Origin of the sequence: Mesorhizobium tianshanense (assembly GCF_007830515.1) — a bacterium.
Lineage (GTDB): Bacteria > Pseudomonadota > Alphaproteobacteria > Rhizobiales > Rhizobiaceae > Mesorhizobium > Mesorhizobium tianshanense.
The window spans coordinates 154,023-180,007 of record NZ_VLKT01000009.1; the positions used below are offsets into that span (position 1 = coordinate 154,023).

At 62.2% G+C, this 25,985-nt stretch carries 26 protein-coding genes; 24 read left to right on the top strand and 2 right to left on the bottom strand.

Features of this window, described 5'->3' with window-relative positions; genetic code table 11:
• Positions 1–29 precede the first annotated feature (29 nt).
• From IQ26_RS09485 to IQ26_RS09500, 5 genes are all read left to right on the top strand, one after another.
• Entirely contained in the window at positions 30–551 is a 522-nt protein-coding gene (locus tag IQ26_RS09485; RefSeq protein ID WP_145716172.1) for a TRAP transporter small permease subunit, read from the top strand.
• Entirely contained in the window at positions 541–1,857 is a 1,317-nt protein-coding gene (locus IQ26_RS09490; protein WP_145716174.1) for a TRAP transporter large permease, read from the top strand. Before IQ26_RS09485 ends, IQ26_RS09490 begins: the two co-directional genes overlap by 11 nt.
• A gap of 10 nt (positions 1,858–1,867) precedes the next feature.
• Positions 1,868–2,041: a hypothetical protein gene (locus IQ26_RS39675; RefSeq protein WP_167522676.1), complete on the top strand. Its 174-nt coding sequence runs from the start codon at positions 1,868–1,870 to the stop codon at positions 2,039–2,041.
• A 1-nt stretch (position 2,042) separates the two neighbouring features.
• Positions 2,043–3,779, top strand: a complete 1,737-nt coding sequence (araD, locus tag IQ26_RS09495) for an L-arabinonate dehydratase (protein WP_145716176.1) — start codon at positions 2,043–2,045, stop codon at positions 3,777–3,779.
• 63 nt (positions 3,780–3,842) lie between these two features.
• Complete coding sequence (locus tag IQ26_RS09500; protein ID WP_145716178.1) at positions 3,843–4,568, top strand: ribonuclease activity regulator RraA; 726 nt, start codon at positions 3,843–3,845, stop codon at positions 4,566–4,568.
• 65 nt (positions 4,569–4,633) lie between these two features.
• Here the strand turns inward: IQ26_RS09500 and IQ26_RS09505 are convergent, their stop codons facing one another.
• Complete coding sequence (locus tag IQ26_RS09505) at positions 4,634–4,840, bottom strand: hypothetical protein (protein ID WP_145716180.1); 207 nt, start codon at positions 4,838–4,840, stop codon at positions 4,634–4,636.
• A gap of 149 nt (positions 4,841–4,989) precedes the next feature.
• Between IQ26_RS09505 and IQ26_RS09510 the strand changes: the two genes are divergently transcribed.
• From IQ26_RS09510 to IQ26_RS09525, 4 genes are all read left to right on the top strand, one after another.
• Positions 4,990–6,312 carry an NAD(P)H-dependent oxidoreductase gene (locus IQ26_RS09510; protein ID WP_145716182.1) on the top strand — a complete coding sequence of 441 codons (1,323 nt, stop codon included), beginning with the start codon at positions 4,990–4,992 and terminating at the stop codon, positions 6,310–6,312.
• A 20-nt stretch (positions 6,313–6,332) separates the two neighbouring features.
• Positions 6,333–7,826 carry a xylulokinase gene (locus IQ26_RS09515; protein ID WP_145716184.1) on the top strand — a complete coding sequence of 498 codons (1,494 nt, stop codon included), beginning with the start codon at positions 6,333–6,335 and terminating at the stop codon, positions 7,824–7,826.
• A 108-nt stretch (positions 7,827–7,934) separates the two neighbouring features.
• The gene (locus tag IQ26_RS09520) at positions 7,935–8,225 is read left to right on the top strand and encodes a hypothetical protein (RefSeq protein WP_145716187.1); all 291 of its coding nucleotides are present in this window, start codon (positions 7,935–7,937) and stop codon (positions 8,223–8,225) included.
• A 73-nt stretch (positions 8,226–8,298) separates the two neighbouring features.
• Positions 8,299–8,607: a hypothetical protein gene (locus IQ26_RS09525; RefSeq protein WP_145716189.1), complete on the top strand. Its 309-nt coding sequence runs from the start codon at positions 8,299–8,301 to the stop codon at positions 8,605–8,607.
• A gap of 324 nt (positions 8,608–8,931) precedes the next feature.
• Here IQ26_RS09525 and IQ26_RS09530 read toward each other — a convergent pair whose 3' ends face one another.
• Positions 8,932–9,888 (bottom strand): sugar-binding transcriptional regulator, encoded by a 957-nt coding sequence (locus IQ26_RS09530; protein ID WP_240547041.1) that lies wholly within the window; start codon positions 9,886–9,888, stop codon positions 8,932–8,934.
• A 52-nt stretch (positions 9,889–9,940) separates the two neighbouring features.
• On the opposite strand from IQ26_RS09530, the gene IQ26_RS09535 reads away from it, so the two are divergent.
• The 15 genes from IQ26_RS09535 to IQ26_RS09600 all read left to right on the top strand — a co-directional run bounded on the left by IQ26_RS09535 (position 9,941) and on the right by IQ26_RS09600 (position 25,563).
• Positions 9,941–10,177, top strand: a complete 237-nt coding sequence (locus IQ26_RS09535; RefSeq protein ID WP_145716193.1) for a hypothetical protein — start codon at positions 9,941–9,943, stop codon at positions 10,175–10,177.
• A gap of 141 nt (positions 10,178–10,318) precedes the next feature.
• Positions 10,319–11,329, top strand: coding sequence for an ABC transporter permease (locus IQ26_RS09540; RefSeq protein ID WP_145716195.1), 1,011 nt, complete (start codon positions 10,319–10,321; stop codon positions 11,327–11,329).
• 135 nt (positions 11,330–11,464) lie between these two features.
• Positions 11,465–12,403, top strand: coding sequence for a sugar ABC transporter substrate-binding protein (locus IQ26_RS09545; protein ID WP_145716197.1), 939 nt, complete (start codon positions 11,465–11,467; stop codon positions 12,401–12,403).
• 34 nt (positions 12,404–12,437) lie between these two features.
• Complete coding sequence (locus tag IQ26_RS09550) at positions 12,438–13,946, top strand: sugar ABC transporter ATP-binding protein (RefSeq protein WP_145716199.1); 1,509 nt, start codon at positions 12,438–12,440, stop codon at positions 13,944–13,946.
• 145 nt (positions 13,947–14,091) lie between these two features.
• Positions 14,092–14,856, top strand: coding sequence for an SDR family oxidoreductase (locus IQ26_RS09555; RefSeq protein ID WP_145716201.1), 765 nt, complete (start codon positions 14,092–14,094; stop codon positions 14,854–14,856).
• An 8-nt stretch (positions 14,857–14,864) separates the two neighbouring features.
• Positions 14,865–15,650 carry an SDR family oxidoreductase gene (locus tag IQ26_RS09560; protein ID WP_145716203.1) on the top strand — a complete coding sequence of 262 codons (786 nt, stop codon included), beginning with the start codon at positions 14,865–14,867 and terminating at the stop codon, positions 15,648–15,650.
• A gap of 425 nt (positions 15,651–16,075) precedes the next feature.
• Entirely contained in the window at positions 16,076–17,050 is a 975-nt protein-coding gene (locus IQ26_RS09565; protein WP_145716204.1) for an ABC transporter substrate-binding protein, read from the top strand.
• 75 nt (positions 17,051–17,125) lie between these two features.
• Positions 17,126–18,211: a quaternary amine ABC transporter ATP-binding protein gene (locus tag IQ26_RS09570; RefSeq protein WP_145716206.1), complete on the top strand. Its 1,086-nt coding sequence runs from the start codon at positions 17,126–17,128 to the stop codon at positions 18,209–18,211.
• On the top strand, positions 18,208–20,190 hold the full coding sequence (locus tag IQ26_RS09575; RefSeq protein WP_145716208.1) for an ABC transporter permease: 1,983 nt from the start codon (positions 18,208–18,210) through the stop codon (positions 20,188–20,190). Before IQ26_RS09570 ends, IQ26_RS09575 begins: the two co-directional genes overlap by 4 nt.
• A 470-nt stretch (positions 20,191–20,660) precedes the next feature.
• Positions 20,661–21,146, top strand: coding sequence for an FAD-dependent monooxygenase (locus tag IQ26_RS41240; RefSeq protein ID WP_338101600.1), 486 nt, complete (start codon positions 20,661–20,663; stop codon positions 21,144–21,146).
• Positions 21,147–21,629: a Rossmann-fold NAD(P)-binding domain-containing protein gene (locus IQ26_RS41245; RefSeq protein WP_338101598.1), complete on the top strand. Its 483-nt coding sequence runs from the start codon at positions 21,147–21,149 to the stop codon at positions 21,627–21,629.
• 1,074 nt (positions 21,630–22,703) lie between these two features.
• Positions 22,704–23,012: an invasion associated locus B family protein gene (locus tag IQ26_RS09585; protein ID WP_145716210.1), complete on the top strand. Its 309-nt coding sequence runs from the start codon at positions 22,704–22,706 to the stop codon at positions 23,010–23,012.
• Positions 23,013–23,317: 305 nt separating this feature from the next.
• Entirely contained in the window at positions 23,318–23,848 is a 531-nt protein-coding gene (locus IQ26_RS09590; RefSeq protein WP_145716212.1) for a sigma-70 family RNA polymerase sigma factor, read from the top strand.
• Complete coding sequence (locus IQ26_RS09595) at positions 23,835–24,620, top strand: anti-sigma factor family protein (protein WP_145716214.1); 786 nt, start codon at positions 23,835–23,837, stop codon at positions 24,618–24,620. Before IQ26_RS09590 ends, IQ26_RS09595 begins: the two co-directional genes overlap by 14 nt.
• A 511-nt stretch (positions 24,621–25,131) precedes the next feature.
• Positions 25,132–25,563, top strand: a complete 432-nt coding sequence (locus IQ26_RS09600) for a hypothetical protein (protein WP_145716216.1) — start codon at positions 25,132–25,134, stop codon at positions 25,561–25,563.
• The last annotated feature ends 422 nt before the right edge of the window (positions 25,564–25,985 follow it).

A 25,985-nucleotide genomic window follows, 5' to 3' on the forward strand; every position in this document is an offset into this window, starting at 1 on the left:
GCGTTACCATCGAGCGCACGGGAGGGATCATGAGACATCTTCTTGCGCGCTATGCCTCGATCATGGACCGCTTCAGCGTCTTCGTCGGGCATGGCTGCTCAATGCTGTTCTTCGCCTGCATCATCGCCTCGGCGCTCGAGGTCGCGATGCGCTATGGCTTTGATCGGCCGACCACGTGGTCGACCGAGCTTTCCATGACCCTTTGTGCGACTGCCTGGGTGCTTGCCGTCGGCTACGTGACGGAGCGCAACCGGCACATTTCGATCACCATGCTGGAGATCGTCGTCGGTCCGCGCGTCTGGCGCTTCTTTCGTCTGGTCCAGCTCCTGGCTGCCGTCGTCGCGGTGTTCTTCCTTGCGCGCGCGGTCTGGGCGCCGGCAATGAAAGTCATCGCCCGGCCCGAATATTCCGGCACGGCGATGAACTCCCTGCAGCCGAGCTACCTGAAGGTACTGCTGCTCGTGGGCTGCGTCTTCCATCTGATGCAGCTTGTCGCCAACATCACCCGCTGGTTCCAGCGCACCGAGAAGGGAACCTCCGGTGGGCATTGAATACATCACCCTGTTGATCGTCATTTCGCTGCTGGCGCTCATGGCGATCGGTATCCCGCTGGGGATCACCACGCTTCTTGTCTCGCTCGGCACGGCGATCCTTTATTTCGGCGAGCGCGCCGGCTTCTTCATCGTTTCAGCGAACGTCACCGAGGTGCTGCACAAATATGAGCTGATCTCGGTTCCGTTCTTCGTCTTCATGGCGAATATCCTGGAGCGATCCGGCATCGCGCATTCGCTGTTCGAATCGATGGCGATCATGGGGGGGCGTTTCCGCGGATCAGTCGGCGTCCAGACCTGTGTTGTCGCGGTGGTGCTGGCCGCCATGTCAGGCATTATGGGCGGCGAGATCGTGATGCTCGGCCTGATCGCACTGCCGCAGATGCTCCGGCTCGGCTACGACAAGAAGCTCGCGATCGGCATCATCTGTGCCGCCGGCGCACTGGCCACGTTGATCCCACCGTCGGTGGTGCTGATCGTCTATGGTCTTGCCGCGCAGGTTTCGATCACCAAGCTTTTTGCCGCTTCGATCGGCCCCGGATTGCTGCTTGCGTCGCTTTACATCATCTACATCCTGGTGCGCGTTCGTCTCAATCCGGCGCTTGCCCCGATCTACGACATTCCCGAGACAGGGCTACCCTTCGTAAAGCGATTGCCCTTCCTGAAAGGGGTGATCCTTCCGGCAATCCTGATCGGTGCGGTGCTAGGCGTGATCTATTCGGGGATTGCCACCGTCACGGAGGCTGCGGCCGTCGGCGCGGTGGGCGCGGTGGTGATTGCCGCAATCCGCGGGGAACTCTCCTGGATGAAGATGCGCGACGCGATGCGTCAGACCGTGCTGACGGTGGGTTCGATCATCTGGCTCGTGCTGGGCGCCGTCGCGCTCATCGGTATCTACAACCGCATCGGCGGCGGCGACTTCCTGCGCGGATTGCTGACCTCGCTCGACGTGTCGCCGATCTGGGTGATCGTGGTGATGATGCTGATCGTGATGGTGCTCGGCACCTTCCTGGAATGGATCGCGATCCTGTTCATCACGGTGCCGATTTTTGCCCCCGTCGTGGTGGATCTGGGCTTCGACCCGATCTGGTTCGGCGTGCTTTTCGCGATGAACATCCAGATTTACTACCTCTCGCCGCCTTTTGGCCCGGCCTGCTTCTTCCTGAAGTCGGTCGCGCCCAAAGAGATCAGTCTGCAGGATATCTTTGCCGCCGTGCTTCCCTTCATCGCGCTCCAGGCACTGGGTCTGATGCTGGTGCTGTTCTTCCCGCAGATCGCCCTCTTTATCCCGACATCCCTGAACTGAGGAGACCGTCATGACCGATGAGCACGACGTCACCCGTGACCTGATGAAGGGAGACGAGGACATCTCACCTTCGGAGTTCGCCGCGGACGAGGCCATGGAGCCGGACTTCGGCAACTGGCCCGAAATCGTGGGAGTGGTCGGCACGGCCGTGCTGATCTGGTTTACCTTCGCTTTCACTGGATAGAATCATGACCCGCAGGACCTACGATCAACTGCGCTCCGCGCGCTGGATGACGCCCGACGACCAGCGTTCGTTCGGGCATCGCTCACGGACCATGCAGATGGGCTACGATCCTATCGACTGGGAAGGCCGCCCGATCATCGCGGTCATCAACACCTGGTCCGACGCCCAACCCTGCCACATGCACTTCAAGGACCGGGTGGAATGGGTGAAGCGCGGCGTCCTGCAGGCGGGCGGCTTTCCGATGGAGCTTCCGGCGTTGTCGCTGTCGGAGAACTTCGTGAAGCCCACCACCATGCTCTACCGCAACCTGCTGGCGATGGAGACGGAGGAGCTTTTGCGCAGCCACCCCATCGACGGCGCCGTGCTGATGGGCGGCTGCGACAAGACCACGCCGGGCCTCGTCATGGGCGCGCTCAGCATGGGACTGCCCTTCATCTACCTGCCCGCGGGGCCGATGCTGCGCGGCAACTACGCGGGCAAATATCTTGGTTCGGGCACCGACGGCTTCAAATACTGGGACGAACGCCGCGCGGGCACGATCAGCAAGGAAGAATGGCAGGGCATCGAGGGCGGCATCGCCCGGTCCTACGGCCACTGCATGACGATGGGCACGGCTTCGACCATGACGGCGATCGCCGAGGCGATGGGCCTGACGCTGCCCGGCGCCTCCTCGATCCCCGCCGCCGACGCGAGCCATCAGCGGATGAGCACCCAGTGCGGCCGCCGGATCGTCGACATGGTCTGGGAGGATCTGACGCCGACCCAGGTCGTCACCCCCGCCGCCGTGAACAATGCGGTGACGGTCGCCATGGCGACGGGGTGTTCGACCAACGCGATCATCCACCTGATCGCGATGAGCCGCCGCGCCGGCGTGCCGCTGGAGCTCGACGACCTCGACCGGATCGGCCGCATCACGCCGGTCATCGCGAACATCCGTCCCTCGGGCACGTCCTACCTGATGGAGGATTTCTACTACGCCGGCGGCCTGCGCGCGCTGATGAAGCAACTGGGCGACAAGCTCGACAGCTCGGCCATCACCGTCACCGGCAAAGCGCTGACGGAGGGTCTGGATCAGGTCAAGATCTGGAACGAAGACGTGATCCGGCCGCTGTCCAACCCGGTCTATCACGAAGGCTCACTCGCAGTGCTGAGGGGCAACCTCGCGCCCGACGGGGCGGTGATCAAGCCCGCAGCCTGCGATCCGAAGTTCCATCGCCACTCGGGCCCCGCGCTGGTGGCCGACAGCTATGGCGAGTTGAAGAAAATCATCGACGACCCGGACTACCCGATAACGCCCGACACGGTGCTGGTGCTGCGCAACGCAGGACCGCAGGGCGGGCCGGGGATGCCGGAATGGGGCATGATCCCGATGCCCAAGGCGCTTCTGAAGCTCGGCCTGCGCGACATGGTGCGCATTTCGGACGCGCGGATGTCCGGCACTTCTTTCGGGGCCTGTGTGCTGCACGTTTCCCCCGAGGCTTATGTCGGCGGTCCGCTGGCGCTTCTGGCGACCGGCGACATGGTTGAGCTCGACATTCCGGACCGCAGCCTGAACATGCTGGTCTCCGACGAGGAGCTTGCGGCCCGACGCAACGCCTGGACAGCGCCCACGCCACGTTACGAGCGGGGCTACGGGTTCATGTTCTCCAAGCACATTGAACAGGCGGACAAGGGCTGCGACTTCGATTTCCTCAGGACCGAATTCGGCCGGGTGGTCGATGAACCGGCGATCAACTGACACAACGCCGCTGTCCCCCGCCTGGGCTGCGGCTCCGGCAACATGAACGAAGCGAGGCCGATGATGACAGACTACGTCCTTTCCGATGAAACCCGCGCGAAGCTGATGAAGGTGTCCACTGCCTCAGTGGCGACGGCGCTCTACAAGAGGGGCCTTCGCAACCAGTTTATCCAGAACGTTCGGCCCGTGGCCTGGAAGGGCATCAACATGGTCGGTCAGGCCTTCACGCTGCGTTACATTCCGGCGCGCGAGGACCGCAACCCAATCACCGTTTTTCGCAACGTCGACCATCCGCAGCGCGTTGCGGTAGAAACTTGCCCGTCCGGCTGGGTTCTGGTGATGGACAGCCGCAAGGATGCGCGCGCTGCCTCGGCCGGCTCCATCCTCGTCACCCGCCTTGCCGTTCGCGGCTGTGCGGGCGTGGTCTCGGATGGCGGCTTCCGGGATGCGGAAGGAATCGGCAGGCTCGACATGCCCGCTTATCACCAGCGCCCGTCCGCGCCCACTAATCTGACTCTGCACGAGGCGCTCGACATGAACCTGCCAATTTCCTGCGGCGATGCACCCGTCTTCCCGGGCGATGTGATGCTCGGCGACGGCGACGGCGTGATGGTCATCCCGGCCCATCTGGCAGACGATATCGCCGAGGAATGCACCGGTATGGAGAACTTTGAGGATTTCGTGCTCGAGCAGGTCCTGGACGGAGCCGCGATCATCGGCCTCTACCCGCCGACGACGCAGAAGGCGCTGACGGACTATGCGGAATGGCGCAAGAAGACCAGCCGCTAAGCTGTTCCAGATCCCAACGAGCGCCGCGAGAATTCCGGTCCCAACGGTTGGCAAAAAGTGCCTCCTCAGGCGGCGGAGAGTTCCTTGAGAACCTTCTCTGCCTGTGGATCCGCTTCTTCAGGCTGGCTGACTAAGAAATCGCGGTCCAACCTGTAAAGGGCACAGGTCGAGCTGCCACGGCCGTCGTCAATGCCACGGAACAGGCGGCTTTCGCCAAGAGTTCGTGCGCTTCTCGATTGGCTCGCCAGCTGCTTCGCGAGCGCACCGTCCACCCACTGCCGCGTGCAGGACGATCGCATCCAAATCCGCAATTTGGATCGGGATTGCCGATTGTCGGGTTGAAATATTTTTCATTTGGAAATAGGAATGTTCAAAGTGATGGCTTCGACGCAGCGGCGCGTCAGGAACTGGAGGAAGCGACATGGCCCATCCGCAATTTGCAGCGGAACTTTTGCAACGCGCTGAAAAGCAGGGGCCGATCACCATCGGGCTTGCCGGCGCCGGGCAGATGGGCACCGACATCGTCGTCCAGGTCGCACTGATGCCGGGCATGCGGATCGGCGCCATTTCCGAGGTCCGGCCGCAGGCGGCGATCGACGCCGCGCTGCTCGCCGGCCACGACCGCTCGGACATCATGCAGGCCGGCAACGCAGCGGCCATCGACCGCGCCATCGAGGCCGGCAAGATCGCGGTGACCGAGGACCTGCATGCGCTGGCGGCGGCCGGCCGCATCGACGTCATCATCGACGCCACGGGCAATCCCAATATCGGCACGCTGTTCGCGCTCGAAGTGATGAAGAACGGCAAGCACATCGTCATGCTCAACGTCGAGGCCGACATCACGATCGGCCGCTTTCTCAAGGAGGAGGCGCGCAAGGCCGGCGTCGTCTACACGGGTGCCGCCGGCGACGAGCCCGCCTGCACGTTGGAGATCATCGGCTTTGCCAGGAGCCTCGGCTTCAACATCATCGCCGCCGGCAAAGGCAAGAACAACCCGCTGAAGATCGACGCCATGCCCGCCGACTACGAGAAGGAGGCGGCAGAGCGCAACATGAATGCGCGCATGCTGGTCGAATTCGTCGACGGCTCGAAGACCGCGATCGAGATGGTGGCGATCGCCAATGCCACCGGCCTGGTGCCGGACGTGCCGGGCATGCACGGCCCGACCGCGACGCTGGAGGAACTCGCCAGCGTGCTTTGCCCGCGCGAGGATGGCGGCGTGCTGCATCGCAAGGGCGTGGTCGACTATTCGATTGGCAAGGGCGTGGCGCCCGGGGTGTTCTGCATCATCGAGACCCGGCATCCGCGCGTGCTGGAGCGCATGATCGATCTCAAGGTCGGCAAGGGCCCGTATTTCACGATCTTCCGCCCCTATCATTTGACCAGCCTGGAAGTGCCGCTGTCGGCGGCGCGCGCCGTGGTCTACAAGCGCGCCGACATGGAACCGCTCGACCATCCGGTCGCCGAGGCGGTGGCGGTCGCTAAGAGCGACCTTGGCCTTGGCCGGTCGCTCGGCATGATCGGCGAGAACGACTATCGCGGCTTCGCCATGACCTGGGAGGACGCGCGCGCCCGCGGCGCCCTGCCGCTCGGCCTCGCCGAACGCGCCAAGGTGGTCAAGCCGGTCAAATCAGGCGACCTCCTCACCTATGAAAATTGTGTACCCGACGATTCGATGGTGATAACCCAGATCCGCCGTCGTCTCGACCAGTCGGACGGACGGTTCGTTACGAACGCTGCCTGAACCGGCCGGATTTCCGCCTGATGGACGATGTCGTAATCGGGATCGACGCCTCGACGACGGCCGTGAAGGCAATTGCCTTCACGCATGACGGCGAGGAGCTGTTCCAGGCGCGCGAGCCCTATCCGCTTTCAAATCCCAGGCCCGGCCATTTCGAGCAGGATGCCGAAGACTGGTGGACCGCACTGCTCGGCGCGCTGAAGCAAGTCACTGAGGCGGTGGGCGCTTCGCGCGTGGCGGCGATTTCCATCGCCCACCAGCGCGAGACCTTCACGCTGATCGATCACGCCGGCAAGCCGCTGATTCCGGCGATCCTGTGGCTGGACGAGCGCGCCCGCCCGCAAGTCATCAGGCTGTCGGCCGAACTCGGCCGCGAGGCGATCCGCGACTGGAGCGGCAAGCCGCCGGACCCGACGCCGGCACTCTATGCTGTTCGCTGGCTTGCCGAACACCAGCCGCAAGCGCTCGCCGACGCAGCCGCACTCGTCGACGTGCATGGCTTCCTCGTCCACCGACTGACCGGACGTCTGGTCACCAGCACGGCCAGTGCGGATCCGCTCGGGCTGCTCGACGTCAAGAATGGCACTTGGCATCCTGAGCTCGTTGCGGCCGCGGGGCTGCGGCCGGAGCAGTTGCCGGAATTGGTCGCGCCGGGCGCGATCTGCGGCGGACTTGTCGAAAGTGCGGCACGGCTGACCGGCCTGAAGGCCGGCACGCCCATTGTAGCCGGCGCCGGCGACGGCCAGGCGATGGGCCTCGGCATGGGCGTCCATGGCGAAGGCAAGAGCTATCTTTCGCTTGGCTCAGGCGTTGTCAGCGGCTGCTACTCCGGCAAGGTCAAACCGTCGGACGCGTTTCGAACACTGGTCTCGCCTACCGGCTTGGGGTTCATGCTGGAGACCGTGCTGCGCTCGGGCATGCAGCTGGTCGACTGGATCGTTCGCACCACCGGCTCGCCGTCGGCCGCAGCGCTGGAGAAGGCGGCGGTGAACGTTGCCGCTGGCAGCGAGGGCCTGCTCGTCATGCCCTATTGGGCCGGCGTCATGAGCCCCTATTGGGATGGTGCTGCGCGCGGCGCCATTGTCGGCCTGTCCCTCGACCACCGACCGGAGCATCTCTTCCGCGCGGTATTGGAAGGCATCGCCTTCGAGCAAGCCATCGCCAGTGAGGCAATGGAAACTCAAGCCGGCGGCAAACCGGCGGCGATGATCGCCGCCGGCGGCGGTACCAATTCGGCGCTGCTGATGCGCATCATGGCAAGCGTGCTCGAGCGGCCGCTCTCCATCTCGCCGGTCAACGAAGCCGCGGCACTCGGCGCCGCCATGCTGGCGGCTTCGGCGATAGGATGGTTTGCCTCGCCCGAGACGGCAGCCGAAGCGATGACCGCGCCGCCCACCAGGCATGTCGACCCGGTCGACGGGCTGGTCTCCGATTACCGCGCGCGCAAGGCGATCTACCGCGACCTCTATCAGGCGACGCGCGACATCCACACCCGCTTGAGCAATGCCTCGGCGTAAGTTAGGCGGGCGGTTGCCAAGCGTGAACTTTTCACATGCCATCGAGCCGAAAAACCAATGGTACGCGGGCCGTACAGGAAAGTGGCTGACCGACTAATGAGCCTTCACGTGCTGAAATTGATAGCGTGCGCAGACGGGCACGAACAATACGTTGATGGCGAACGCCACGCGCTTTTGGTTTTTGCCAGCGCCAATAGTTTGGAGTCGGCGCTATCCTCAACGCCGAAGCGCCTTATCACGTGCGGCTGGCAGCACGCGGAAGTGAGGGGCGCGAAGAAGTTGGCAGTTGAAGTTTCTTCGATAGGCGATGACGTTTTGCGAAATGCAGCAAAGGCAGCACTTCAAGATGGATACGCGATCGTCGTCTATGCAACGCCTATCGGGGAACTCAACTCGTAGATTTCAAACCGACCCGCTACCGCCGTGCGGCCGACTTTGCGTCTTGTCCGGCCAATGCAAGGTCTGCAGGCTCATGACGAACGCGCTCCATCATGCAGCCCTGCCCTGGATCGTCGCCTTTGCGACAGTCCTGATGTCTGCGCTCGCGAAGAACGTGCTTGCAGCCGAGGCGCCGTTCGAGATCACGCTTGATATGGACAATGACGGCCAGATGGATCGGGCCGTGATTGCGCAGGATCCCGACAGCGAGAAAGCGGACCTTTACATCTATCTGGCAGCCGGTGACGGCAAGCTCGATCCCTCGCGCCAGCCTAGTTCGTCAAGAAGGCCCTTACGGAGGGCCGAATTCTTGAGCTCGAAAGCAAGGCCAAGGGATCGCTGACCGTCACCTCCTGCTTCGGCTGCGGAGCCAACAAATCATGGGAGGAGACCCTCATGATCGTCCATCGCGGCGGCAAATTTCTGGTCGCCGGCTACAGCCGGAACTAGGACTGGAACGTCCAGACCTCCGACGGCGACGTCGAGACCACCGTGGGGAGTTGTGACATCAACTTTCTCACCGGCAAGGGCGTCGCCTCGCAAGGACTGGATGACGGCCAACCGATCGAAGGAAAATTCACGCCCGTGGCTCTCGCCGACTGGTCGTATGACAGCCGCCCCAAGCCCTGCGAATTTTGAGGCGCCTTTCCTAACGGTGCCAGCAGGCTCAGCGGCTAAGCAAACCCTTGGCCGCATCCTCGTCGGTGATCAGAACCGATATCTTGGTGTTGGCGAGCGCCGCCCGCATGATGGCAACTTTTTCCTGCCCTCCCGAAACCAGGATGATGGCCGGGATGTCTGACAGGTCCTGCAGCGGGTAGGCGCAGACCCGGCGGTTGACCTCATGGTCGACCGGACGGCCTTCGGCGTCGATGAAATGACATAAAATATCGCCAACGGCTCCGGCCGTCTGCAATTCCTCGAGTTCGCTGGGCTTGATGAAGCCGTAATTGGCGATCGGACTGTCGTTTGAAAACGAGCCGACGCTGAGCACGGCAATGTTTGCGCGGCGCGCGCGGAAGACGACGTCCTGAACGCTGCGCTGGCTCATGAAGGCGTCGCGCTGTTCCGGCCTGTCGGCATAGACCGGCACCGGCAACAGAAAACACTCCGCACCGATCTTTTCGGCAAACTCCCAGGCGCTTTCGGTCGGATTGAGCGGCTGGGCGTGGGTGAGGCCACCCAGCATGGAGACCACCGTCGTCCTGGCGATCGGCCGCCGCGGCAATTCGTTGATGGCGAATTTCAGCGTCCGCCCCCAGCCTAGCGCGATGACGTCGCCGGCATTCACATTGTCGGCCAGATAGGCGCCCGCGGCATGGCCGATCATCAGCGGCGCGTTGCTGCGGTCGGCTGCCGACGGCACCACGACGGCCTGGCTGAGCCCGAAGCGCTGCTTCAGGGCCTCTTCCAGCACCATGCACTCGACGACACTGTCGCGAATGCGGAACTGGACGACGCCCTCCTCGCGCGCCGCGGAAAGGATGCGATGCACCTTGATGCGGCCAATGCCGAGGATTTCGGAAATCCTCTCCTGCGTCAGCCCCTCGACATAATAGTGCCACGCGGCACGGGCTTTCAGCTCGGCATCCGGGAAGCGCGAGGCCCTGTCATTCTCCGTCATCGCCATCTTTTTTGCCCTCCCGCGGTCGTCCGGATCCTTCCAGGCCATTCAGATGGCGCATCCGGCCGAGCGATCCAAAATCGTTCTGCGCGCCCACGATTCAAGCCCAGGATACCGTCCACAACGCGAGATGAAAGCCAAAATGGTCAACATTTACTTCGTCTTGGCCGTTTTGCCCTGCTCAAGCAGCGAAAATGAATTCGCAGGACGGGAACCGGACCTGAAACGCGGCATTTCGTGCGCCTTCCGTAAGGCAAACCGCCTGGCGGCGCAAACCGGCGTGGAATGATGCGGCAGGCCTTGACAATTTTCCGACGAACAGTTTAGCTGAACAAAATTGCATATCAAAGATAAATTGTTCACAGGGAGGCACTTGGTGAACAAGAGTGAGCCGGCAACGCATCGCCGGACTGCTGGTGGAGGAGACAAAGTGGCAGTGAGCAACGATGCAAGCGAGTTGAAGGCCGGCTCAGGGGCGCAGGCCGCGGCGAGCGCGAAGCTTTCGGCCCTGTTCGCCGGGACCATGGGACCGCTGATCGGGCTGGTGCTTTTGTGCCTTGTGCTCTCGCTGACCACCGACACGTTCCTGACCTTCCGCAACATCCTCAACGTGCTCGACCAGGTCACCGTGCTCGGCATCATGGCGATCGGCATGACGCTGGTCATCCTGATCGGCGGCATCGACCTGTCCGTCGGGTCCGTCCTGGCGCTCGCCGCCATGGTGATGGGCTTCGTCGCTCATCCGGACCATCTCAATCTCGGCATGTCCGCCGGCATCGTCACAGCGCTTGTCGTTGCCGGGCTTTGCGGACTGGTTTCAGGCCTGCTCGTGACCGTCACCAAACTGCCGCCCTTCATCGCCACGCTGGCCATGATGTCGGTAGCGCGCGGTCTCGCCAACATGATCACCGACGGCTCGCAGATCATCGGCTTTCCCGACTGGTTCACCAGCCTGTCGATCATTCGCCATTTCGGCTTCCTGTCGGTCACCGTCGGGCTGATGATCTTGCTGGCCATCATCTTTGCGGTCTTCCTGAACTACCGCGCGACCGGCCGCAGCCTCTACGCGATCGGCGGCAGCGCCGAGGTCGCCCGGCTGTCCGGCATACCGGTCAAGTCGCTGACCAACTGGGTCTACGCGATCTGTGGCGTACTGGCCGGGCTTGCCGGCATCGTGCTTGCGGCACGGCTCGATTCCGTCCAGCCGAGCTCCGGCTTCGGCTACGAACTGGACACGATCGCGGCGGTGGTGATCGGCGGCGCCAGCCTGTCGGGCGGCGTCGGCTCGATCGGCGGCACCGCCGTCGGCGTGCTGATCATCGGCGTGCTGCGCAACGGGCTGAACCTGCTCGGCGTGTCGCCTTTCATCCAGCAGGTCGTGATCGGCGTCGTGATCGCGCTGGCGGTGGCCACGGATACATGGCGGCGCAGAGCACAATGAAGGGTTGGGCGCAATGAGATTCGCTTGGGGTGTCCGGGCGAAAACGGATCGGTTGATCCGAAACTGGGAGTTGTTCGGCCAAGAGGGCGCCGTGATGCGCCGGCAGGACAGATTGAACATCAACGGAGGAAACACATGCTGACCAAACGCTCATTGCTGCTCGCTGCCGCAGCAATCATTCCGCTGCTCGGGCTGTCCGAAATGGCATCGGCCAAGGACGCCAAGAAGCTTGGCCTTGCCGTCGCCAATCTGCAGGCCGACTTCTTCAACCAGATCAAGCAGTCCGTCGAAGCCTATGGCAAGGAAAAGGGCATCGAGATCATCACCGTCGACGCCAAGGGCGATTCGGCCACCCAGGTCAGCCAGGTGCAGGACCTGATCACGCAGAACATCGATGCGCTGATCTACATCCCGGCCGGCGCCACCGCCGCCACCGTGCCGACTAAGACGGCCAAGGCTGCCGGCATCCCGGTCATCAATGTCGACCGCAACGCCGACGGCGCGCCCGGCGACACCTTCATCGCCACCAACAGCGTCGCATCGGCGAAGGCGGTTTGCGACTACATCGCCAAGCAGGCTGGCGGCAAGGGCGAGCTGATCATCATCCATGGCCAGAAGGGCACGACGCCCGAGGTCGACCGCTCGAAGGGCTGCGGCGAAGCGCTGACCGCCTATCCCGATATCAAGGTGGTCGGCGAGCTGTGGAGCGAAGGCTGGCACCAGGATGAAGGCTTCAAGCTGACGCAGGACCTGCTGCAATCGCATCCCGACGTGTCGATCGTCATCGGCCAGGCCGACGCGCTGGCGCTCGGCGCCGCGCAGGCCGTCAAGGTCGCCAATCCCGGCCACAAGGTCTGGGTTGCCGGCTTCGATGGCGACGTTGCGGCGCTCAAGGCGCTGAAGGGCGGTGTCTTCGACGTGACCGCGACGCAGCAGACACAAGGCATGGGCCGGCTTGCCGTCGATGCGGCGGTCAAGCTGGTGGCCGGCGAAACCATTCCCGCAGAACAGCTGCAGGACGCGACGCTGACCACCAAGGACAATGTCGATCAGTTCATCGCCAAGCATCCCTGACACCAGGCATCCCTGACGATTGACGAGCGGAACGATGTCCTTGAACCCCAGCCATACGCAGACCCCGCATCTGGGGCTCTTCGTCAGCGGCCTCTGCAAGAGCTACGGACCGGTCCAGGTCCTGGCCGATGCGAGCTTCGAGGTGCGGCCGGGCGAGGTCGTGGCGCTGCTTGGAGAAAATGGCGCGGGCAAGTCCACCGTTTCGAACATCATCGCCGGGTCGACCAAACCCGATGCCGGCACCATCACATGGCGGGGGAAACCCTATTCCCCCGCCTCTCCTGCCGCGGCCATCGACGCCGGCGTCGGCATGATCCACCAGGAACTGAAGCTGCTGCCGGATCTGTCGGTTGCCGAGAACGTCTATGTCGGGCGCCTGCCGATGCGCGGCGGCCGCATCGACCGCGCGGCCATGAATGCGCGGGCATCGGCGCAGTTGAAGCGGCTCGGCCTCGATGTCTCGCCGGAGCGCAAGGTGCGCACGTTGCGCATCGCCGCCCAGCAGCAGGTCGAGATCGCCAAGGCGTTGACGCTCAATGCCGAGCTTCTGATCTTCGACGAACCGACGGCGGCGCTTGGCGGCGAGGAAACGGAGCTGTTGTTCCAGCAGATCCGCAAGCTCAGGACGGAAGGCATGTCGTTCATCTATATCAGCCACCGGCTGGACGAGATCGCCCAGATCGCCGACCGCGTGGTGGTGATGCGCGATGGGCGCATCGTCGCCCGGCATGAGCGCGCCGACATCCCGGTGCGCACGGTGGTCGAGCAGATGGTCGGCCGCAGCGTCGAGCGGATGTTCCCGCCACTGTCGGAGCCGGGCAGCGAGACGTTGCTCGAGGTCGAGAACCTGTCCTCGCCGGAACGCAGTTTCCAGAATGTCAGCTTTTCGGTGCGGGCCGGGGAAATCCTCGGTATCGCCGGGCTGATTGGCGCCGGCCGTACAGAGCTGGTTCGGGCGATCGCCGGCGCCGATCCGATTTCGTCCGGCTTGGTGCGCGTCGCCGGCAAGCCGGTGCACCTCAATGGCCCGGCAGCGGCGATCAAGGCCGGCGTGGTGCTGGTGCCGGAAGACCGCAAGGCGCAAGGCGTGGTGCTCGAGCAGACCATCGGCGAGAATCTGGCGATCGGAAATTTCGACCATGTCGCGCCGAATGGCTGGGTGTTTCCGAAGGCGGTGCAGAAATTCGCCGAGTCCGGCATTAGCCGGCTCGGCGTCAAGGGCCGGCCGAACCAGGCGATCAGCAAGCTTTCCGGCGGCAACCAGCAAAAGGTGATCATCGCCAAATGGATTTCGCGGCCGCCCAAGGTGTTCATCCTGGACGAGCCGACACGCGGCATCGATGTCGGCGCCCGCGCGGCGATCTACGATGTCATCGCCGACCTCGCCCGCTCCGGAATGGCGGTGGTGGTGGTAAGCTCCGACCTAGAGGAAGTGCTCGGCCTGTCGCATCGCGTGCTGGTGCTGAGCCGTGGCCGCCAGCGCGGAATTCTCGACCGCAGCGAAGCCAGCAACGTCGCCGTCATGGAACTTGCTACAAGCTAGGACAGCTTGGCGGAGCAAAACCGGGGAATCGGAATAAAGCGCAGCAGGTGATACCCTCCCAGGCACCGGACCGCGCGGGGCGCCAGCCAGGACTGGCGCCCCTTCATTCCCAGGCAGTACCGGCGGCTCAACAGGAAACATTTCGATGACACTATTCGATCTTCATGGGGACATTGCCTTCGTCACTGGCGCCGGCAGCGGCATCGGGCAAGCAATCGCCATCGGCCTGGCCGAGGCCGGCGCCGACATCGCCTGTTTCGGCCATGCCTCCAAGGGCGGACTGGACGAGACGGCGCACAAGATCACGGCGCTTGGCCGCAAGGCGCTGGTGCTGACCGGGACGGTGACTTCGGAAAGCGATCTCGCGGCGGCGGTCGAGCGCACGGAGAAGGAACTTGGCGCGCTGAGCATCGCCGTCAACAATGCCGGGATCGCCGGAGCTGAGCCGGCCGAGACGCTGTCGCTGGAGAAGTGGCAGAAGCTCTATGACGTCAATGTCAGCGGCGTGTTCCTGTCCTGCCAGGCCGAAGCGCGCACAATGCTGACGCGGCGCAAGGGCTCGATCATCAACATCGCCTCGATGTCGGGCTCGATCGTAAATCGCGGCCTGACCCAGGCGCACTACAATTCGTCGAAGGCCGCCGTCATCCACATGTCGAAGAGCCTCGCCATGGAATGGGCCGACCGCGGCCTGCGCGTCAACGTCGTCAGTCCCGGCTATACGCTGACACCGATGAACAAGCGGCCGGAGGTCGCCGACCAGGTCAAAATCTTCGAGCGCGATACGCCAATGGGGCGCATGGCGGCGCCGGAGGAAATGGTCGGCCCGACCGTGTTCCTGGCCAGCCGCGCCTCGAGTTTCGTCACCGGCATCGACCTGATCGTCGATGGCGGCTTCGTCTGCTGGTAGGAGAAGAAATGCAGAAGCGATTCCAGGGTAAGACGGCGGTCATCACGGGCGCCAGCGGCGGCATCGGTGCGGCGATGGCCAAGCGCTTCGCGGCGGAAGGTGCGGCCGTCGTCGTCAGCGCCATCGACCCGCGCGTCGACGAGGTGGCCGCCGGCCTGAAGGCGGAAGGCGCCAAGGTCGCATCGCTGCGCATGGACGTGACGAAAAAGGACGAGGTCGCCGCCCTCTATGATCTGGCCGAACAGCAGTTCGGCCGCGTCGACATCTCCGTACAGAATGCCGGCGTCATCACCATCGCCAGGATCGAGGCGATGACCGAGGCCGAATGGGACAAGGTGATGGCGGTGAACACCAAGGGCGTGTTCCTTTGCTGCCAGGAGGCGATCGCGCGCATCCGCAAGCATGGCGACGGCGGCAGGCTGATCAACACCGCATCCGGCCAGGCGCGGCAGGGCTTCATCTACACGCCGCACTATGCCGCCTCGAAATTCGGCGTCGTCGGCATCACCCAGAGCCTCGCCAAGGAAGTGGCGAAGGAGAAGATCACCGTCAACGCGATCTGCCCCGGCATCATCGACACGGACATGTGGGCCTACAATGACGCGGCATGGGGCAGACTGATGGGCGACTACAAGCCCGGCGAGCTGATGGCCGAATGGGTGAGGAACATCCCGATGGGCCGCGCCGGCAGCGGCGAGGATGTTTCCGGCCTGGTCAGCTTCCTGGCCAGCAGCGACGCCGCCTACATCACCGGCCAGACCATCAATGTCGATGGCGGCCTGATCATGTCGTGAGGATACTCGGGCGGCGCTGCGCCGTTCGAATTTCACAATCCACGCCGCGTTATCCGTTGCGCGACATGAATGTTGGTATATATAATTTCATCCCATGAAAATGGCTTCGGCGAGCCGCTGGCTTGCCGAACCGACAGCCGAGATCATGGGACCTTGATGGCTCGCACGTTCCTGAGCGCCGCAAGACCGGCGATCGACACGCGGATCGCTGCTTGCGCGGCGACCCGTCGGCAGCCATGACGCAACCCGTCCCGCATTACATCCTCATCGAATTGGGCATCGTCCCCTCTGCGCCGGCTTCAGCTCCGGCAGCATTGTTGCGCCAATGGCCTTGCGCAACGACCGGCTTTTCCAACACAATCAAAAAGAAGACGCCACAAGGGAACGAACGATAACTTCCACCAGAGCTTGACAGGAGAACAGGCATGTCACTTCGGAGTATGATTTCGAGTTTATCAATGGGAGCCTTGGCGCTTGCCGCGGCAAGCGTACTGACGCCGTCGGCCTATGCGGCCGCGCCAGAGTCCAACGACCCTATAAAGATCGCGCTGTTCGACTGGACCAGCGTCAATCTGAACGCAAAGATCCTCGGCGGCATTCTTGAAAAGCTTGGATTCACGGTCGAGTACCCGACTGCCGACTATCTCTCCAGCCTGACCACCGGCCTTACCAATGGCGACCTCGATGTCGCGCTGGAGTTCTGGGACACGACGGCCGGCGAAGCCATGAAGGCCTCGGATGCGACCGGGCAGACCGAACGCCTCGGCGCGCTCGGGCCCAAGGCCAAGGAAGAATGGTGGTATCCCGAATACATGAAGGAGAAATGCCCGGGCCTGCCGAACTGGGAGGCGCTGAAGGACCCGAAATGCGCCGAGGCCTTCTCGACGGCGGAAACGGCGCCGAACGGTCGTTATCTCGGCGGTCCCGTGACATGGGAAGGTTTTGACGACGAGCGTGCCGCGGCGCTGAAACTGCCCTTTACCGTCATCCATGCCGGCACCGACGCGGCGATGTTCGCCGAACTGGATTCGGCCTACCAGCGCAAGGCGCCGATCATGCTGTGGGTCTACTCGCCGCATTGGGCGCCGGCTAAGTACAAGGGCGAGTGGGTCGAATTCCCCGACTATACGGCGGAGTGCTACAACGACCCGAAATGGGGCGTGAACCCCGATGAGAAGTATGACTGCGGCAAGCCGCATGGCGAGATCTGGAAATACTCCTGGGCCGGCATGAAGGACAAGTGGCCAGTCGCCTACAAGGTCGCAAAAAATTACACGGTCGATACCGACGAGCTCAACAAGATGAGCGGCGAGATCGACCTCGAAGGCAAGACGCCGGAAGAGGTCGCGGCTGCCTGGATCGCCGCCCACGAAGCCGACTGGAAAGCCTGGGCCGAGTGATCGTTCCAACTGGAAACTGCGAGATCCGGCCCCTTGTGGCCGGGTCTCTATCCCATATTCCAGAAGGACGATTGCATGGCCGATACGACTGAACAGGTGCAGCAAGCGGCAGGCACGCCAAAGGATGCCCGCCCGATAAAGCTTGCCTGCCGCAACGTCTGGAAGCTGTTCGGCGCGAACGCGGCCAATTTCATCCGCCAGCGCGACGGCAAGGCCAGCATGGCGGAAGTCGCTGCGGCCGGACTGGTCGGTGCGGTGCGCGCCGTCGACCTCGAAATCCGCCAGGGCGAGATTTTCATCATCATGGGCCTGTCCGGCTCCGGCAAATCGACGCTGGTGCGCTGCATGTCGCGACTGGTCGAGCCGACGCATGGCAAGGTCGAGTTCGAGGGCAAGGATCTCCTCAAGATTTCCGATGCCGCGCTGATCGATCTGCGGCGCCACCGCATGGGCATGGTGTTCCAGAATTTTGCCCTGCTGCCGCATCTGAACGTGCTGGAGAACATCGCCTTTCCACTGGGCATCCAGGGACAGGACCGGCCGACGCGCGAAAAGCGGGCACGCGAGGTCATCGAGCTTGTCGGCTTGCGCGGCCGCGAGCATTTCTATCCGCGCGAGCTTTCCGGCGGCCAGCAGCAGCGCGTCGGCATCGCCCGCAGCCTCGCCACCAAGCCGGAAATCTGGTTTCTCGACGAGCCGTTCTCGGCGCTCGATCCGCTGATCCGCCGCGAGATGCAGGACGAGCTGATGCGGCTGCAGACCATGCTGCACAAGACCATCGTCTTCATCACCCATGATTTCGACGAGGCCATCCGGCTGGCCGACCGCATCGCCATCATGAAGGACGGCGAGGTCATCCAGATCGGCACGCCGGAAGAGCTGGTGGTCAACCCGGCGACCAACTATGTCGCCGAATTCACTCGCGACGTCGACCGCGCCAAGGTGATCTCGGCGCGAAGCCTGATGCGCGCCTGCGACGACACCGAGCATGGCGGCGTGGTCGCGCCGGATGCCAAGATATCAAGTTTTTCGGCTGATATCGTCTCGGCCGGCAAGCCGTTCGCGGTGGTCAACGGCACCGGCAAGCCGATCGGCGAGGTCACGCCGCAAGCGGTGATCGATCTTCTGGCCGGCATCGAGCGCCATGGGGCCGGCGCATGACGGTGACGGCAAGCACCAGCGCGGCCAGATCGCGGCCGGTTCAGATCTGGCTTGTGGTCTGGGCCTGCGCCCTTGCCGCCGTGCTTGCCGTGTTCCTGCTGCAGGACAGCCTGCCCTGGGCAGTCAATTATCCGACCAGCGCAATCATTCCCGTCGCCGACTGGGTCAGCGCGCTGATGAACTGGGTGAAGCGGAACCTGTCCTGGCTGACGCGGTCGATCACCACGGTGCTCGGTGTGCCGCTCGACTTCGCGCTCAGCCTGCTCGCCAAGAATTTCAAGATCGGCCATGGCGCGGATATGATCGTCCTGCCGCGCCTGTCCTGGGTCGGCGTCTGCATTGCCGCATTCCTGGCCGGCCGCGCCGCCGGCGGCTGGAAGCTCGGCGCGCTGGTTGGCGGCTGTTTTCTCTACATCGCGTTGTTCGGCCAATGGACCAGCGCCATGCTGACGCTCGGGCTGATCTCCATCGCCGTGCCGTTCTGCATCGTCACCGGCCTGTTCGTCGGCATCTGGGCGTGGCGCAAGCCATGGGCGGAGAGTCTGTTTATCTCCCCTGCCCTCGACCTGATGCAGACCATCCCTACCTTCGCCTATCTGATCCCGATGCTTCTTTTGTTCGGCAACAGTCCGGTCTCGGCGATGATCGCGACGGCCATTTTCGCGACGCCGCCAATGGTGCGCGCGACGATGCTGGGGCTGTCGCGGGTGCCGTCCGAGATCGACGATTTCAGCGAGATGGCCGGCTGCACGGCGCGCCAGAAACTGTGGCGCGTGCTTTTGCCGTCGGCGCGTCCCACATTGATGGTCGGCGTCAACCAGGTGATCATGCTGGCGCTCAACATGGTCATCATCGCCTCGATGATCGGCGCCGGCGGCCTCGGCTACGACGTGCTTTTGGCGCTCAGGGCGCTGAAGGTCGGCGAGGCGATGGAAGCCGGCCTCGCCATCGTCGCGCTGGCGATCGCGCTCGATCGGCTGAGCCAGGCGATCGCGCGCAATCACGCGCAAGGCCATGCCTATCAGGAGGTGAGCCCAAGCTTCTGGCGGCGCTACCCCAATCTGACGCTGGCCATCGTCATTCTCACCGCCACCACGCTGCTCGGCTTATTCGTGCCTGCGTTCGCGGCATTGCCGAAGGCGATGACTCTCACCACCGCGCCGCTGTGGAAGGCAGCGGTGAGCTGGATCACGATCAACTTCTTCGACACGATCGAAGCGTTCCGCGTGGCGCTCATCCTCAACGTGCTGAACCCGGTGCGCGCCTTCTGCGAGGGTTTTCCATGGCTGGGCGCGGTGTTCCTGCTCGGCCTTGCCGGCTACCAGCTCGGCGGCCTGCGCCTGGCCGCCCTGGTCGCGGCACTGACCGCCTTCTGCGCGGTGACCGGGCTTTGGGAAAAGACCATGGCGACGGTCTATCTGTGCGGCATCTCGGCCTTCATCGCATGCCTGATCGGCGTCCCGATCGGGCTGATGGCATCGCGCAACGACCGTGTCGAGAAGATCGTCACCCCGGTCATCGACACGCTGCAGGTGCTGCCGTCATTCTGCTTCATCATTCCGGTGGTGATGCTGTTCCGGGTCGGCGACGTGACGGCGATGATCGCAACCGTCGCCTTCGCCGTGGTGCCGGCCATCCGCTACACCAATCACGGCCTCAGGCAGGTGCCGCCAGCACTGATCGAGGCGGCAACGGTGTCGGGCTGCACCAAGCGCCAGACGTTCCTGCGCGTGCAGCTGCCGCTGGCGTTGCCTGAGATCATGCTCGGCGTCAACCAGACGATCCTGATGGCGCTGGCGATGATCATCATCTGCGCCATGGTCGGCACGCGCGACCTCGGCCAGGAGGTGTTCATCGCGCTGTCCAAGGCCGATTCCGGCCGCGGCATCGTCGCCGGGCTGGCCATCGCCTTCATCGGCATCATCGCCGACCGGCTGTTCAACGCCTGGACGGCGAAGGCACGAGCAAGGCTGGGGTAGCCGGGATTGCCGAGGCTGAAGAGCGCCGCGAAGGTGCCTGTCAAGAAAAGTCCGGATAATGCAAATGCTGTCAAAGGCCGAGTCATTATCATTTCTCCTGTAGCAGAATTCTCGAACACTTCGGCTCCAGCTGCCGTTCAGGTGATCTCCGGTGGCCTGGCCCGATGCTGCGTTCCGAACGGTTCCGGTTGCCTTGTCGATCCTAGCGACAGGCATCTGTGATTTTTCCTAACGGAAGGTCGCGCCGGCTCTGCTTTCATCTCTGATGTGCAATATTCGTCTTCAACAGCTCATCCCAATGGAACTTCCTAGAATTCTCTGAATATTAGTCGCTGCCAATTTGCGCCGCCTTTCATCCGTTATCTCGGCGAAGGGAGCAGGAATTCTTATGCCGAGTTTGCGACCCCATAGGGAGGCCTACGAAGACCGAGCGGCCTAGCGGCTGCCACATTCGCGATTTCGCGCTCCGCCTGCGGGCAAACCTTCAGTCCCAAAGAGCAGTCGCGTTCTGGTTCGCGTGTGAACCATTAGGGCCGGCGGAGCTCGGACGCAGCGACCTTTCACGATTGCTAGTCGAAAAGATCAAAGACACGATTGAAGTCATTTTCGACAATGAGATCGTCGGACTTCAAGAACAGTCAGCTGGTGTGCGGGTTCAATTCAAGTGTGGAGGCGAGCGCGAGTTTGATCTGGTGATCGGGGCGGATGGTTTGCATTCCGGCGTTCGCCGGCTGGCTTTCGGACCTCAGCACCGGTTCGAGAAGAAACTCGGCTACGCAGTCGCGGCTTTTGAGGTCGGTGGCTACCGTCCGCGCGACGAAGACGTGTATTTGATGTACGGGCGGCCGGGGCGAATGGTCGGACGTTTCACGCTGCATCACAACCGCACGCTCTTTCTGTTCGTCTTTGCCGTCGACAGCGATCCTCTGCCAACGGCGCTGGACATGCAAAAGTAAATGCTGCGGGAAAGTTATGGCGATGGAAAATGGGAATGCCCTCGCATCCTGGAGGAGTTGGATCGTACCGACGAACTCTATTTCGACAGCGTCAGCCAGATCAGGATGAACAGCTGGTCGCAAGGCCGCATTGCCCTGACCGGCGATGCTGCGTTTTGCGTGTCCCTGTTAGCGGGACAAGGTTCAGCCTTGGCCATGATTTCCGCCTATGTGTTGGCAGGCGAACTCTGCAGAACTGGCGGGCGGTATGAGGAGGCCTTCCTCAAGTACGAAGGATTCTTGCGAGACTACATCCATATAAAGCAGCAAGGTGCCGAGCGATTTGCCACAGCCTTTGCACCAAGGACGCGACTGGGCCTGCTGCTACGCAACCTGGTGATAAGAACATTAGCAATCCCTGGGCTGGCACGTTTGGCGGTCGGAAGAGAGATTACCGACGCCTTACAGCTACCCGATTATCGCTGGCCATCGCTGATGAATTGACGACCACCAAGCCACAATTTCGGCATGCAACGCCCCAAAGGTTGCCGCATCCAAGCTGCTTCAGCCTTGTCTTCAATACCTTCCCAAAACGGTCCACCAGCATGGAGGGCAACAGCCTCCCGCGGCACCGTTCCCGAAAAAATGGCTATCAGGCTGGAATAGTTTCCGGCCAGGCTCAGTACATACGGCATGAGGGTGAACCTCGACGTGGCGCATCAACTAGCGAGGCCACCGTCGGATGCTGGGAGCGGCAGCGCGGGTACCGATGATTTTGCGACGACGTCAGCGCTTGCAGTCGGGAGGAGCGCGCTTCCATCAGGCCCAGCGGTTATACCCCTGTCCGTAACCGCTGGACCGCTCCGTTGCAGGGTTCCGCTTCGCGGCTCTCACTAGCAGGTGAGATAGCTAGCTGATGGTCGTTAACGCCGATCTCGTTCGAGGAAGTGCAGCTGCAGGGCACTTCCTTACGGCCCGGCATCCTGCTGGGGTGGTGCCGGGCCGTTCTCGTGGTACCCGCGGCGCTGTGGCAAGGATCTCGCACTGACCATACGTGTTTTTGGACTGCATTCGAGGCGAACGCTGATGCGGAAATTGGAAGAATATGAAGAGATTGGGCTAATCGGCTACCCATACGACGGAGACTACATAGCTGTGGTGGACGGCAAGGAGGATCATATCCGATTACTCGGAGGCGAGTTGTGTGGACTTGATGGCGCGACACTGACTCATCAAGCGACTGCTTTGCCGAGATACTATCCTCAGGCGTCCCGTCTCGTTATCGCCACGATAAGGGGAGACCGGCTTGTCGCGATCCGAGACTATTAAAGCGGCATGTTGTCCATCGAAGCCCACGTTGGCCCACGCCATGAGGCAATAGAGCAGGAAAGGAAACGATGATCTTCAAAACAGCTGGTGTGACCGTCGCATCTTTGGCGCTTTCCGCCACTTGGACGCAAGCCTCACCCACACTCCTCTCTCAGCACGGCGCTTGGGGCGTCTATTCCTACCGCTCTGACACAACAAGGTGCTTTGCCTTGACTGTCCCGCTTTCCAGTGTACCCACAGATGTCGATCATGGCGAAAATTTCTTCATGGTCTCGCAGATGCCAGACGAAGAGCAAGCTGGAAGCCGTTATGGGGTATCGGCTCAAGCCAGGTACAGACATCGGTGTGGTGATTGCAAACCAGCACTTCTCAATGTTTACTCAAGACAACAAGGCTTGGCTGCAAAGCGCCGATGAGGATCGATCAATGGTCAATGCCATGCGGGCCGGCAGCAGAATGAAGCTGTCCGCCACCTCCTGGAGAGGCACGCAAACCCAGTATGTCTATTCCCCAATGGGGCTTACCGCTGCCTTGAAGGCGAGCGGGACCTGCAAATAGCTTGCCTAAGCAGAAGAACCCGCGTTGCCAACGGCCAAGGGGAACTCTGTCGACTATTGGCGGCTCCCGGTTAGGGACCAGGCTATTGACGCTCGCGCCTCGTAAGCCCTGCAATCTCGATCAGGCCAACACGTGAGACACAATTCTGGGCGTCGCACATGTTCACGTAAGTTGTCCGGATTTGCACGTTGCCGAGCAGGATCAATGAGATCGACGGTCTGTCGGCGACTTTTTTGGATACAGAGCTTCCCGAGAAAAAGCCAAGTGGGTTGGAATAGTTTCTGGACCGTCTCAGTATACAGCATATGAAGGCGAGTTTCGACGTCACTCCACATTTGGAGGATCTTTGGCGCTATGGTCGAGTGCTCACGCGCAACGATTCAGACGCTGATGACTTGGTGCAAGAGGCGCTTGCACGCGCCCTCGCCTTGGCCCGCACCTATGACACTTCCAGCCCGTTACTTCCTTGGCTCATCACCATTGTGCGCAATACGTTTCTGACGGGTGTCACCCGCGCCAAAGCTGAAAAGCGTCGCCTCGAGTGCTATGCGGAGCTGTCTGACCCGTTGTTGCTGCCATCGCAGGAGCACAGCGTAGAGCTTTCCAATGTGAGAAAGGCGCTGGCCGGATTGCCGACCGAACAGGCTGAAGTTCTCCATCTGGTTGGAGTTTTGGGCTTCACCTACTCCGACGCCGCCGAGGTGCTCGGTGTACCGGCAGGAACCGTCATGTCCCGGCTGAGCCGAGCACGAGCTGCCCTCAAAAGTAGCATGGAAAATGTGAGCAGCCAGTCGCCTCATCTGAAAGTAGTCGGAGGCCGTCATGTCGCTAGATAATAGCATTTCCGACGACGAGATCAGTCGCTTCATTGACGGCGAGCTGTCGCCCTCTCAGAGATCTGACGTTCAGGCTCGGCTGGCGCTGCAACCATCACTGGCTGCCGAAGTGTTTGCTGAAGCGCAACGCATGGATGCCCTGCGCTCTGTTCAACCCCAGCGGCTGTTTCCGCCTCGCGCGAGTTTGGACAGAGCAAAGCAGCTGGAAGGTGCGTTTCGACGGCGGAGGGTATTTGCCGCGCTCAGATTGCAAATGGCGGCCGTCTTGCTCATTGCATTGGGTTGGTCAGCAAACTCGTTGATCGAGCCATTTCGCCAGAGCGGACAAATGGCAGATGAGAACTTCATCCTTGCAGCGCGTGACGCGTTGCGTGTCGCACAGCTGAATGCCGACCCTGCGAATGGGAGTGAGCCGAAGCAGGACAAGATCGAGCGATTGGTCGGCGCCATCAACATCAGCCTGCCCGAACTTCCATCAGCCTGGCACGTGACGGATGTTCAGGTGCAGCCTTGGAACGGAAAGCAGAGCCTTGTCGTGACAGCCGAAACTCCGAGCCTTGGCCGGATCACACTGGTAGCAGCACCGATGAATGGCGAAGACGCTGTTCCTCCAACTTCAGCGACGGACGGTCGCGTTCCGACCGTTTATTGGCAGGCGGGCGGCACAGCTTACGCGCTGATGGGACCTGCCGCGCCCGAGCGACTCGAGAAGGAAGCAAAGCAAATCGAAGTCGCAAGCCGGAGGAACTTGCGACCCAGGATAAGGGGTTGATCGGTTTGCAGCCGCCACGAATAACCAGAGGGGAAAAGCTGAATGTATGCCGAACTGAAACGGAAGCGTTTTGTGGGATTTCTCAATATCAGCGCTGTCAAATCGGTCAATGAGCGAGGGCCGCAACTTGTATCCAAGGAGCCCCGTTCAACTGCCGAATTTTCGAGGGCGATTGCGTGATGAATCTTCTGCCGGCCGAGGAGACCAGGAAGTATTACCCGTCGATTTGTCCAGTATGCAGCGGAACAGCGCTGGCAGCAGACATCATGCCGCGAAAGGCCGAGTTCCAGTGCGCTCGCTGCGGCGCGTACGAAATCACTGCGGCCGCGCGATTAGCAATGAGAGGAATGTCGCAAGACTATCGCGAGGCGTGGCTTACACAGGCTCGGCAACAAGCCCCAAGTCACGCGTCGATCGCGCTTGTCGATTGCGCAAATGAGCAGCAAATCTGAGCCGATATTCTCGATTTGCTGCAATCTGAAACGAGGCGTGTAGCCGGAAAGGGGAAACAATGGCAGACGATCAAACCATGTCGGAACGCTGGGAGAACTATCGGCCGTCCAAGACACTCTGGTTCTGGTCGGTGGCCGGCGCCGCAGTGTTGACCATGATCGTCGGCTTCACAGCCGGCGGCTGGACGACCGGCGGGACCGCGAGGGAAATGGCGGAAAATTCCGCACGAGACGCGCGGGCCAAACTGGTTGCCAATCTCTGCGTCGAAAAGTTCATCAGCGCATCCGATGCGAGCCAGACTCTGGCCAAACTGAAGGAAACATCATCCTACCAGCGTGACAACTTCATTACCGATGGCGGCTGGACCAAGCTTGCCGGCATGGAAAAGAGTGCTCCTGGCGCGGCGGATCTGTGCGCAGATAAACTGGCGGCGATGGACGCGATCCCCGCTCGCAATGTCGACCTGTCTCCGGCCCAGACGGGCGGCTGATATCCAAGGTCATTCGGCATGGCGACGGTTACGTTTGCCTGGTGGCGGTCGCACAGCGCTGCGCACATCGTGGCTTCTCATTCGATCACGGCGCAGGCCTGACGTTTTCGTCGACCGTGAACTATCCGCAAGCCATTGATCTGGCATGTTGATTGAGGCGGATAGCGGCTTTGGAATTGCAGGATTGGCGGTTTATGAGCGCTGTTTTCCTGCAATTTGGTTTTGCGATTCCCTTGTGCTGCGGAGCGTGATTCACTCGGTTCGGCGGCGGCGAATCGAGGGGACGGCGAATGTCCAAGCCACGCGAGAAGCGCGAGACGGGAGAGCAGGATCTGTTCCGCTCCAGGCTCGATCAGATCATCAACATGAAGCACGAGCTGGTGCGGCTGGCGCAGGCGATCGACTGGCCGGTGCTGGAGGAG